Source organism: Xenorhabdus budapestensis, from assembly GCF_002632465.1.
Taxonomy (GTDB): Bacteria; Pseudomonadota; Gammaproteobacteria; order Enterobacterales; family Enterobacteriaceae; genus Xenorhabdus; species Xenorhabdus budapestensis.
The window spans coordinates 1-13,438 of sequence record NZ_NIBS01000029.1 but is presented as its reverse complement, the minus strand read 5'-3'; the positions used below and the strand labels follow the sequence as shown (position 1 = coordinate 13,438).

Annotated in this window: 5 protein-coding genes; all 5 read left to right on the top strand. The window is 41.0% G+C overall.

Annotated features, from left to right (window positions below; genetic code table 11):
* The first annotated feature begins 23 nt into the window (after positions 1-23).
* The 5 genes from Xbud_RS16775 to Xbud_RS16755 all read left to right on the top strand — a co-directional run bounded on the left by Xbud_RS16775 (position 24) and on the right by Xbud_RS16755 (position 13,267).
* Entirely contained in the window at positions 24-3,890 is a 3,867-nt protein-coding gene (locus tag Xbud_RS16775) for an AMP-binding protein (RefSeq protein WP_099137193.1), read from the top strand.
* A 1-nt stretch (position 3,891) separates the two neighbouring features.
* Positions 3,892-4,869: a class I SAM-dependent methyltransferase gene (locus Xbud_RS16770; RefSeq protein WP_244590012.1), complete on the top strand. Its 978-nt coding sequence runs from the start codon at positions 3,892-3,894 to the stop codon at positions 4,867-4,869.
* Positions 4,866-6,095 carry an MFS transporter gene (locus Xbud_RS16765; protein WP_099137192.1) on the top strand — a complete coding sequence of 410 codons (1,230 nt, stop codon included), beginning with the start codon at positions 4,866-4,868 and terminating at the stop codon, positions 6,093-6,095. The genes Xbud_RS16770 and Xbud_RS16765 overlap by 4 nt, the downstream gene beginning before the upstream one ends.
* Positions 6,096-6,187: 92 nt before the next feature.
* Positions 6,188-7,396, top strand: a complete 1,209-nt coding sequence (ccrA, locus tag Xbud_RS16760) for a crotonyl-CoA carboxylase/reductase (RefSeq protein WP_099137190.1) — start codon at positions 6,188-6,190, stop codon at positions 7,394-7,396.
* 81 nt (positions 7,397-7,477) lie between these two features.
* A complete protein-coding gene (locus Xbud_RS16755; RefSeq protein ID WP_099137188.1) occupies positions 7,478-13,267 on the top strand; it encodes a non-ribosomal peptide synthetase in 5,790 nt (1,929 codons plus the stop codon).
* Positions 13,268-13,438 lie beyond the last annotated feature (171 nt).

Sequence of the window (13,438 nt, the reverse complement as noted above, 5' to 3'; positions counted from 1 at the left end):
AATCATGTTAAGGAAAAATTTGCATGAATAATGCGATAGAAAGAGTGCTTTCTCAATTAAACCTATTGGCTGAGAATAAGCTTAACGAGGTTCTGAATGCTTATCCTGTGCTGTCAAGCAATCAGCTGGGATTATGGCATGATAGCCTGCTTAATCAGGACAATAATGCCTATAACTTGGGTATGGTTTGGGAAGTTGATGAATCTGAAATATCAGAATCAGACATTAAAGACACGCTATTAGAATTGGTTTATGAAAACCGCACGTTCCGAAGTATTTTTTATGAGCATCACGGTCAGGTCCATTTGATTCCATTTTCTGAACAGGAGTTCAAAGTAGAGTCTCATCGGTTTAACTCTGAGGATTTATTCCTGGATTTTCTAAAGACAGAATACGCAAAGCCGTTTTATTTAAAAAATGAGTTCCCGGCGCGTTTTTATTTGTCAAGATATAATAAGAAATTACATATTTGTTGTTTCTTCAATCATATTATTATGGATGGTTTTTCAATTGCACTTGTTAAGCAACGCATTGCGTTAAGGCAAGGAGAGAAAAATCAGAAAATAGATTTCTTCGATTATCTCTATCATCTGCCTAAGAAAGCGGATGATGAATCATTTGATAAATGGCGAGATTACTATAAGAACTTTGCAAGTAAGGAATTGACCTGGGGAGCAACCTCCTGGGAGATAGGCAGTCAGGCGAAAATTTTTGATTTTCCATTAACGGGTTTTCAGGATGTCATCGATTTTATCAAATCGAAAAATATTCAATTATTCACGGTCTTCCATTATGCATTGGCGAAAGCGGTAGAAGAGATAACGGGTCAGAATAGTTTTTTCCTTGGCTGTACCGATCAGAATAGAGCAAGACCGGGTACCCAATCATTAATTGGGTATTTTGCCCGGACAATTAAACTGGTGTCGGTCCTTGATCCTGTTCAAAACGTTATCGATCAACTTAAAAGATTAGATGAAAAGAATTTACAGGCGTTTTCATTGCCAGCGCTGTCAATACACGATGTCGTTAACAATGTTACCGGGTGTGACATTGAAAGGCCGTATCAAGTGGTGCTTGAATTACAACGTCTAACGTCAAATTCTTCCTCGCTTTTACGTGAAAGTGAATTAGGTTCAAGGATTTTTTCGCGCAATGCTAAAAATGACTTGTCTATGTTTATTTTCGTCACGGATAACCAAGAGGCCAAGGTTAGCATTGAATATGATTCTTCCGTGGTGACATATCCGACTTTAATGAAGTTAGTAAAAGCCTTTAACCAACACCTGCTGAATGTCTGCGGTACAGAGGTGAGAGATCATAGAGAAGCCGGTCTGGCTTTTCTCCAAGGAAGTCGAACAACTAACGATTTTTCTATTTGTAACGCAATACAAGCATTATGCCAAAAGCAAGCGCCGACTTTTTTGAATAGAGAGCAGATCTCTTTTGAACAGATGAGCGTTCTAATTAATCAATGTGCAAATTATATTTGCCAGCATTATGCGGTTGGACAGTATGTCGGTATCTATGCTCCGAGAACACCAGAGACAATTATCGCTTTATTAGGATGTTGGTTGGCTGGTCGGGTTGGTGTCTTAATTCCGCCGGGTTTGCCAGATGAAAGAGGGCGACATTTCTTTAATATATTGAAACTGGATAAGCTTATCAGCTTAGACACCACCCCAGATTATTGCTATGGGCATAGGATAGAAAACATCGGGCAGCATAGATTGTCTTATGAATTTTCCGCGGAACAGTCACATTCGGCTGGCTACGTTATTTTCAGCTCAGGCACAACAGGCAAACCCAAAGGTGTTGTTATTGGTCAAAATGCCATAGCGAATCTGGGGCAATTTTTATCATCTATCTCAATGCCTATACAGCGTTTTGCCTTGAACGCAGAATTTTCATTCGATGCATCTTATCAACAGATATTGCAAGTTTGTTTAGGTAAAAGCGTCTATATCCTGAATCAAGAAGAGAGACTTAATCTTGAACAAATGGCCGCAACGCTGAATCAGCATAAGATAGAAGGAATGGATTGTACGCCATCACAATTACAACTTTTCTTCGAAGAAGGTTTATTCGAAAAGGTTCCTTCTTTGCAATGGATGTTAGTTGGTGGAGAAAAAATAAATGCGGATTTATTGCACAAAATAAAAAAATGTTCCCAGGTACAATTTATCAATGTCTACGGTCCCTGTGAGTGTGCGGTAGATACCGTTTTTGAAATTATTGATAAAAATACACCTAATGATGCTATTGGTTATCCAATCTGTCATACAGGCGTAGGTATTTATTCTGATACTCATGATTTATTAAATACCGGGGAAATAGGGGAAATTGCATTATTTGGTCCATCTGTCGGTGAGGGATATGTCAATGATCAAGCGCTGACATTAACGCGATTTATTGAGCTGGATACACCAACAGGCAAAAATAAAGGCTATATGACCGGCGATTTGGGATACATTGCGCCGGATAACCGCGTCTATATCATCGGAAGAAAAGATTCTCAGATTAAGATCCATGGTGTCCGGGTTGAATTAGAGGAAATCAATATTCGAGTCAGACATATTCATGGTGTTCAAGATGCCTATAGTGTATTTCACAAAGATGCAGGGTGCATCAGTGTGTACTATATATCATCTGAATTGATCGCTGATGATGATATAAAAAGCAGTATTTCTGATGAATTGGGTCGTCATCTTCCTGCTTATATGTTGCCGACAAACTATTATCGGGTCAGGGAATTTCCACTCAACACATCGGGTAAAATAGACGTTAAAGCGCTGGTTAATTATGCCTCTGTTTCTGGTGATAATACCGTGAATATGAGTCAGGCTTCTGCTGCTGAAAGCGCTTTAATAGAACTTTTGGCAGCAAAGACTAACATTACTATCAGTGATCCAACCCAGAATATTTTCAATTTTGGTGCCAATTCATTGTTCTTGTTTAAAGTGCTTAAAGCCATTAATGCTACATACAAGGTACGAGTGACAATCGGGCAAATCATGGAAAACCCGACTATTAGGCATATTAATCAACATATTGAACGTGCTATAGAGAAAACAACAGCTAAAAGAACTATTTTAAATAAGTTAAAGCCGTCGGAAAATGATGACACATGCATAGCCCTGTTTCACCCTGTAGGCGGTGAACTAAATGGTTATTACACCTTGGTTAATCAGCTTGATGCAGAAATTCCAATTTATGGCATTGAGAGTCCCGCAGATCTGCGTTCAAAGGGTAATGTCAGCTTTGATGATCTTTGCCAGTTATATGCCAGAAAATTAATCGAGCATTGTGGTAACAGGAAAATACACCTTATAGGGTGGTCTTATGGTGGCGTGGTCGCCTTTGAAGTTGCCAGAAAACTAGTCTCTAGAAAACCAGTTGCCGGAAAACCATGTCATATCCACGGTGTTAAAACCGTCACATTGATTGATTGCGCTTATTCCGGGCATTTTAATATGGCAGACGAAGTAAATAACGCAATTACCTCAGTATTGAATGGATTAACTAAAGGACAGTTCTCTTCAGAGAAAGATCTAAATGCATGGCAAGACAACATGCCAATGCTCTGTAATAAACTAAAACATCAATATGGGGTAGAAATAACGCCTGAGTCATTGTCTGAAATGATAAAAACCGTGTTATGGCATCGTGACATTTTACGCACCCATGATTTTGACAGAACATCAAAAATCCCGTGTGACATCAATATAGTCTGGGCGACAAAAACATTATCCCATTTATCGGTTAATCAGGTTCATTGGGAACATTTATCAGAAAACACCGTTCGGGCTTTTCAGGTTGATGGCGATCATTATTCAATAATGCAAAATGTCGATCTGCCTGCTCTGGTTAATAACGTTTTTAAGGAAATATAAAATGAGCATATCAGATGTTAAATCTATGTATACACAATATCCTTATCCAAGCGCTTCCATTGGCGATAACCTGATTTATGATTTAGCGGGAATTTTTGGGTTAATTTTCAATGATGACTTATTGAACGGCAAGAAAGTTGTCGATTTTGGCTGTGGTACTGGACATAGATTAATTGGCCTTGCGAGTTTTTACCCTGAGACACAATTTGTCGGTGTTGACATGACAGAAAACTCTCTGGATGTGGCAAAAAAACTTATTGCGCATCATAACCTGCAAAACGTGAAACTGGTCAATAACACGATAGAAGGATTTAATGAAAAGGGGCAATATGATATTGCTATATCTACCGGGGTTTTTCATCATATGGAAAATCCATTAAATGGATTTCAGGCCGCTTACCATTCCCTTAACGAAAATGGTGTGGCTTTAATTTGGCTTTATCATGCAATTGGTGAATATAACAGGTTAAAAGAACGAGAAATCCTTCAGATTTTCGCGCGCAGTATTTCGAAAGAAAAATACTTTTTAAATGTTGATCTGATGGATCAACTCTGCAATCAATTGAGCCGAAATCAATATGGCAGTGATACAGCAAGTCATAGTGATGAAAGCGTTGATCAAATTGCGGTTGATGTCGATGCTTTTCTTAACCCAATCGTGAATGCATACCACTATTACGAAATCGCAGATTTTTTCAGGCTTGCGGGATTTCAGCGTGTCAGATGTTGTGGGCTAAATCGCGAGAAACAGAGTAAACTTCTGGCAGACCAATTGAGCAGAGTGAATGACAATTTATTCCTCCAGTTCACTGACCTGAATATTTCTGATGAACTCAAGGCGGTCTTCTGTTCAATGAGTTATTCTCAACAGATCCGAGTGATAGAACTTTTGTGGAAACCCAATGGAGTTTCCTCAATCGGTTTTAAATCGGCGCAAGCCTTATCACTGGTTAATGGCTGGGTCAGGGGCGAAGCATGACAACCTCTGCGCGCGCGACATTTTTCTTAGCTATTGCTTTTTTGTCGACATTGGGTGACACATTACTGGTTATTTGCCTGCCTTTAGGGCTAGGCAAAGAGACTGGAAATATTAGTTTTGCCCTGTTAGCGTGGCTAATTCCTTCGGTTGCTATATTCTTGTCTAGTTTTTTAGGTAAAGTAGTGAGCAAACGTAGCCAGACAGAGAGGCGAGACTATGCATTAATATTGATAGCCATTGCTATCATAGAGATTATATTTGGCATTATCATTTTCATGGTTACCAGCCAATCAGCTATGCTAATCGTTATATCTTTATTTGTATTTTTTTATGCCGTCGCAAAAGAAGGGATTACGCGACTTATATATAACGTGTCCATTTATAAATTTTTCTGTGAGGCTAGTACGTATTTACGTATCTCGGGTAAAAAGGCAGCACTTGACATTGTTGCCGGTGTTGTTGGTCTGGTTATTGCCTCCCAGATTATTTCTGCCGGAGAATGGCGCTATGCTTTAATTCTGGATGCTATCACTTTTTTGATCTTTGGGGCCGGGGTTCTTCTTATTGGTAAGGATTATATTCACAATGAGACCTCCTCTAACACATCATCCATTAATGAAAAGAGCGTGGATGATAAATTAGTGCCTCCCATTTTATGGATATTATTTGGCATGCCATTACTGCATGGGGTGAATGCACTATATGCTTATTTTCAGCCATTAATTATCGATAAAATGCAAATCATGTCTGTTTCAACCAGTATTTTGTTTTTATCCTTGATAAGACTCCCTGGCCTGATAGCAGGATATCATTTTGATAAATTGACACATTTTATCTCCTTACGTGCCGTTGTGTTTTTATTTCCGCTTACTTATGTGCTTGCGTCTGCGCTATTTATTTTATTCCCAAATGTATACACGATAACATTCACTATGTTCATGGGCGGGATAAGTATTGGCATATATAATCCGAGTTGTATTAACTTGATTAATGAACTCACCAGAGAGAAAGCGGTTACAGTTAATACATTTATGCTGAGATGTATTGGTTTCTTCCAAACTACTGGCTGTGTTTTATCCATGATATTTTATGGTGGTGATGAATTGCCACGATATCAAATAATCATTGCATTTCTGATATTCATGATAATCGGCTTTGTTGTTACAAAATGGTGGGGGAATAAGCTGTTCCTTGCGTGGAGAACAGAAAAACAAAACATTATTTAATTTTGTCATCATAAAGCATGCTGAATTTATCTTAATGGATTAAATCCTTAAGAACCGTATTTGTTTAATAAAAGAATATGCATGGAATATCAATGAAATTTCAATCAGTAATTCCTTCAACCATGAATGCCTTTGTTATTCGGTCAGAAAGATATGGCGAACCTATAAAAGCGATTAAACATGAAGTCGTCGATGTGCCTGATGTGGGGGATACTCAGGTACTATTGTATGTCATGGCTGCGGGACTTAATTACAATAACGTATGGGCATCTACTGGCAAACCTGTTGATGTTATTGCGGCCAGACGTAAAAAAGACCGTTCAGCGGTACCTTTCCATATTGGCGGATCTGAGGCTGCTGGCATTGTCTATGCGGTAGGTAAACGTGTGCAAAATGTGAAAGTTGGGGATCACGTTGTTGTCTCTTGTTCGGTCTACGATGCGACCAGTATGGATGCCCGATTATCTCAAGATCCTATGTTTAACCGGGGGCAGGAAATTTACGGTTATGAGAAAAATTTCGGCTCCTTTGCTGAATACACTCTTGTTGAGGATTACCAATGCTATCCAAAACCTACTCATCTCACATGGGAAGAAAGCGCTTCAATAATGCTTAATGGACCAACAGCCTATAAACAGTTAACACACTGGGTTCCTAACATTGTGAAACCGGGTGATCCTATTTTAATCTGGGGAGCTGCTGGGGGGTTAGGGTCATTATCTGTCCAGCTAGTGCGAGCCTTGGGAGGATTACCAGTGGCAGTCGTATCTTCTGAAAGAAAAGGCAAATATGTATGCGATCTTGGGGCAGTTGGATATTTATTAAGGGGACAATATTCTCATTTTGGCAGATTACCACCAATACAAACACCAGAACATGAAGTATGGGGACGCGAGTTTGCCAGATTTCGACGCGATTACTTTAAAGTGTTAGGCAAGAAAGAGCTCCCCAAACTGGTGATTGAGCACTCAGGGGAAGACTCATTCCCTACATCGCTCCAAATCTGCGACCATTCAGGCATGATTGTAACCGTGGGGGGAACATCGGGCTACAACTGTGATTTTGATGTCAGACATTTGTGGATGCATCAAAAACGGATTCAAGGTTCTCATTACGCCAATATCAAGGAATGTAGAGAATTTCTTGAGTTAGTGAATCAAAAGAAAATTATTCCCACACTCAATCGTGTTTTCAACTTTGAACAACTCCCAGACGCACATCAAGAGTTGTATCAGGGACAGATTTTTGGTAATGCGGCAATTTTGGTTAACACTAAAATAAGAGGGTTAGGTGCTGAATGATGGGGGACCACACCCTAGTTCTATAATATTTTTCATAACTCGAAGTTTCATTTATCTAATTTATTATCTAAGGATGAAATAATGGAAGTTAGCCCATCTGTTTGTAAAGGCTGCCCCCTTCATACCCTATCAAATAAATACAATTTAGATGATTTAAAATTCTGGTCTAATTTACTTTCCGGTCGAGATAATTTTTCCATCCCTGTTGATAGGCTGGTTCGTGACCCTGGTGAAAATCAAGTTTTAAGATCATCTTTTTATATTGATGAAAAACTTTCTTTACAATTACGTAATCTAGTTATATATGAAGGCAAGTCACTAAATATCGTTCTATTGAGTGCATTTTATGTGTCACTTTCAGCATTATCAGGACAGTATGATATTGTTATAGGCAACTCTTTAGATAGTGAGAATAACAACAGCACACTGAATCCTTTTCCGTTAAGAATACACATTCAACCGGACACTTCCGTTTTTTCACTTATTCACCATATCGATAAACTAATAACAACCGTACAACAATATCGCTCATGTTCATTTGACCAATTGAATACATTTCTAGAATCAGTTGAAGGGCCATCATGCAATCCAATATTTCAGGTCAAATTTGCCGTAAAAAACTTTGATTCATTAGAATATGAGCAAGAAAAGCTTAATTTATCCCTCATCATTGATGACAGCTATGGACAACTAACCGGTCAATTTTGTTGGGCCAAGGCGATATTTGATGTTGCTACTCTGGATCAGCTGGTGGCGGTGTACCAGCAAGTGTTAGTAGCCTTTGTCGATGATAAGCATCAACCCATTGGAAAACTCCCGCTGTTACCGGAAGAGAATAGGCAACGTCTAACCCACTGGAACGAAACTACAGCCGCTTTCCCTGACGAAAAAACGTTATCCCAGCTGTTTGAAGAGCAAGTGGCAAAAACCCCGACGAATACTGCGGTGATTTTTGCAGACGAGAAACTAAGTTACGCTGAACTGAATGCTAAAGCGAATGCACTTGCCCGGACAATACGCGCACGTTATCGCGCACTCACGCATAAAGAATTAGAACCGGATACATTAATCCCACTGTATCTGGAACGCAGTGCAGAAATGATTGTTTCTATTCTGGCTATATTAAAGGCAGGAGGCGCTTATGTGCCGGTATCGTCGGAATATCCGTCAGAACGAGTCAGGTTTATGCTGAGTGATACAAAGGCTCGTGTAGTTCTAACGCAATCAGGGTTGCTTGAAAAGCTGGAAAAGACAGGCGCAGGAGAAGATGGGAATGAAATCACTTACCTGTCAGTCGATGATCCAACGTTGACACTGGGAGCGGAACAGACCAATTTGCCTCAGATCAGTGGCCCGAAAGATCTTGCCTATGTGATATATACCTCAGGGACAACCGGACAGCCTAAGGGGGCAATGTTAGAACATATTGGTGTCGTGAACCGTATTTTTTGGATGCAACAAGCTTACCCGCTCTGTGAATCGGATCGCGTGCTGCAAAAAACACCTTATGTTTTTGACGTATCGGTATGGGAACTATTATGGGCTAACTGGACTGGCGCATGCATTGTTGTTGCTTCACCTGAAGTTCATAAAGATCCTCAAGCCTTGCGTACACTTATTGCCAGAGAGAATATTACCCACCTCCATTTTGTTCCCTCCATGCTCGGCGCTTTCAATCAGCATTTGAGCGAAACAAATCAGCGTATTCCTGCATGTGTGAAATGTGTCTTTGCCAGTGGAGAAGCACTGACGGAAGCTACCGTTATTCAGTTTAAAGATATTTCCGCACAACAGACTGAATTACATAACCTGTATGGACCGACAGAAGCGTCTGTTGATGTCACGGCTTATGACTGTCGTTCTGCCTCGCTGAAAGTGATACCGATTGGTAAGCCAATCAACAACATAAAATTATATGTCCTTAACGAGAGCATGAATCTGGTGCCGTTGGGCGCACCGGGAGAGCTTTATCTTGGTGGTATTGGATTGGCTCGTGGATATCTCAATCGTGAGGAATTAAGTGCTCAACGATTTGTAGCAAACCCCTTTGCAGATGAGCAAGACAGGAAAAAAGGGTATACACGGCTTTATAAAACAGGCGATCTGGTTCGATGGAGAAATGACGGTGAATTGGAATATCTGGGACGGAATGATTTTCAGGTAAAAATTCGCGGTTTTCGGATCGAACCGGGAGAGATAGAAAATGCACTGATGGGGATAGACGACGTACAGCAAGTGGCAGTTATCGCCCATGGTAAGGAAACGAATCGCTATTTAGTCGCATATGTTGTACCGACACAGGGAAAAGAGCTATCAGAGTCGAGCCTGCGTGATGCGTTGTTGAAGGTTTTGCCGGAGTATATGGTGCCGAGTGTATTTATTATGATGCAAAAGTTACCGTTGACGATAAACGGCAAACTGGACCGTAAAGGGCTACCGGCACCAGAAGAGGTAAGAAATCGTGTTTATGAGGCACCAAGAACGGAACTGGAGCAGGAGCTGTGCCAGCTTTGGGAAAAGGTGCTGGGAGTCAGGCAGATAGGTATTACAGATAACTTTTTCCGCTTAGGGGGAAATTCTATTACCACGGTTAAATTATCTGCTGTCATTCAGAATCGGTATAAGAAAAACATACCGTTGTCACAATTTTTCAATATTCAGGATATTAAAACCTTATCGTCAATTTTGCATGATGCGCCGCTTGAAACTCTGAATATTCCACCGTCTTCGCAACCCCAAATTTTATCGTTTGCTCAAGAAAGGATGCTGTTCATTGAACGAGCGTTAGGAGGAACATACGCCTACCATATTCCTTTGTTAGTAAAATTAAAGGGTGATGTGAAACTGGATGTTTTGACCGACTCGCTGTCTTATCTGCAAGAAAGGCATCAGATACTCAAAACAGTTTATCGAACACATGATCAAGGCCATGTTTATCAAACCATTATAGATATACCGTTATCCATGAGTTCTGAGGTGATTCATGATGATAATGGATGGCTGAAGAGAGTGAAAAAAGATGCCTCGCAACTGTTTGACCTGTCCAATGAACATCCAGCCAGATACCACCATTATATTGTTGGTAATGAGCAATATTTGCTGATGGTGTGGCACCATATTGCCTTTGATGGATGGTCGACAGATATTTTTCTATCAGAACTTGCTCAGGTATACACCTCTTACTCAAATGCAGCAGAGCCTGAATTGCCTCAACTCCCTATTCAGTATGTCGATTTTGCCTACTGGCAACGCGAATCTTTGGTCGATGAGGATGTACAACTTCATCTCTCTTATTGGCAAGAGGTGTTGTCAGGTTATGAAAATCTTGCTTTCCCAGCGGATAAACCACGTCCGGCTCAGTTCGATGATAGCGGGAAGGAACACCATTTTTTGCTGAGCGGGATGTTATCAAACTCACTGCGAGAACTGGCAAAAAATGAAGCAACCACATTGAATACGGTTATGTTGGGAGCGCTTTATGTCTCACTGGCGGTCATGTCAGGGCGTAATGATATCGTTATCGGTATTCCATCAGATGGCAGGCATTATATTCAGACGCAGCCATTGATTGGTTTCTTCGTCAATTCTTTGCCGATAAGGATCAATGAAAATTTCTCAATCTCAGTCCGTGAGCTGATTGCCTCCCTTCATACGCGTATTATTGCAGCCAAATCTCATCAGGATTTGCCGTTTGACCGATTGGTCAGCGAATTAAGCATTGAAAATGACTTATCAAGGCACCCGGTATTTCAGGTGATGTTTGCAGTACAAAATTTTGGTCAGTACCGTGCAGAAAATATGCCTTTCGGACCGGTAACACTGCCGCAGAATCAATCCTTAGCGCTGGCCGCAAAATTTGATATCAATTTGATTATTGACGACAGTCACGAACAACTCAGAGGTCAATTTTGCTGGGCAGAGGCGGTATTTGATGATGTCACCATGACTCAGCTGATTGCCGTGTATCAGCAAGTGCTGGTGGCTTTTGTCGGTAACAAACATCAATCGGTTGGAGAGCTTCCATTGTTACCGGAAGAGGACAAACAACGTTTGAACCGCTGGAACAAAACTACAGCTTCCTTCCCAGCTGAAAAGACGTTATCCCAGCTATTTGAAGAGCAAGTGGCAAAAACCCCAGAAAACACCGCAGTGATTTTTGCAGATGAGAAACTAAGCTACGCTGAATTGAATGCCAAAGCCAACGCACTTGCCCGGACAATACGTACACGCTATCGCGCACTCACGCATAAGGAGTTGGAACCTGATACATTGATTCCGCTGTATCTGGAACGCAGTGCAGAGATGATTGTCTCTATCCTTGCCGTATTAAAAGCAGGGGGCGCTTATGTGCCGGTATCGCCGGAATATCCATCAGAACGGGTCAGCTTTATGCTGCGTGATACAAAGGCCCACATTGTTCTGACTCAATCTGGATTGCTGGAAAAGATAGGGGTAGGAGAGAGTGGGAGTGGAATCGCTTACCTGTCAGTTGATGATCCAACATTGACGCAGGATATAGAGCAGACCAATTTGCCTCCGATAAGTGGCCCGAAAAACCTCGCCTATGTGATATATACCTCAGGGACAACCGGACAACCTAAAGGTGTCATGGTAGAACAAGATGGCGTTGCTAATTTATTGCATTCCCAACGTAAGACCATGTGTTTTGGTGATGATGAAAAAGTCCTTGGATTGGCGCCTTATGTCTTTGATGCATCCATTGAACAGATATTCTTACCGGTATTATCGGGGGGATATTTTATCATGGCCTCTGATGCGGACCTGAAAGATGTTGAAAAAATAAGGCATTTCGCTTTCAAATATCAGGTAACGCATATTCACGCAACGCCTGATTATCTGTTATCTCTTGGTAGCTTAAATGAACTGATGACTCTCCGGCGTGTAATCAGTGGGGGTGATCGGTGCCATGCTCAATTGAAATCTCTCTTTGGTGAAAAATTGAATAATGAATATGGTCCGACTGAAACAACAGTCACTTCCCTCAATTTTATAAATTATCCTCAATGCCGCTATGATGGTGGCATAGGTAAACCCATTGCCAATACGAAATTATATGTTCTTTCTCCGCAAATGAAATGCCTACCGATAGGTGCCTTAGGGGAGCTTTACATCTCAGGCGCTGGCGTTGCCCGTGGATATCTGAATCGTGATGAGCTAAGTGCACAACGATTTGTAGAGAACCCTTTTGCCGATGAACATGATAAGGAGAAAGGGTATACACGACTCTATAAAACAGGCGATCTGGTTCGCTGGCGAGGGGACGGTGAACTGGAATATCTGGGAAGGAATGATTTTCAGCTAAAAATTCGCGGATTCCGGGTAGAACCGGGTGAGATAGAGAATACGCTGATGGGCATAGACGACGTACAGCAAGCGGTGGTAATTGCCCATGGAAACGGAGCGAATAGCCACTTAATCGCATATGTTGTACCGACACAGGGAAAAGAGCTATCAGAATTGAGCCTGCATGATGCGTTGGTGAAGGTTTTACCTGAGTACATGGTTCCGAATGTATTTATTGTGCTAAAAAAGTTGCCGTTTACAATAAACGGCAAATTGGACCGTAAAGGATTGCCGGTACCCGGAGAGGTAAGAACCAGTGACTACAAGGCACCAAGGAGAGAGATAGAGCGTAAGCTGTGCCTGATCTGGCAAGACGTATTGGATGTAGAACGGGTAGGTATCAATGATAATTTCTTTCACATCGGTGGTAATTCTTTGTCCGTTGTCCGATTGGTTGCAAAGATGAATACTCAGATTCTGGGACAAGCGAAAGTAAGGATTAGAGATGTTTTCAGACATAGAACCATTGCTATGCTGCTAAAGTCGCTGGAAAACGGAGAATCATGAGTTATTTCTATTAACCCAGTGGCAATTTATATCGTCACAAACCCGGTTTTTATGTAGTCTTTAGTTAAATAAACGCGATGCTCGACTTTAACATCCTATAACGTTGGCTTGTTGAAGCCAGTCGCGTTGACTTTTACCTTGTTTAAAATTGGCAAAAATACCCAACGTGTG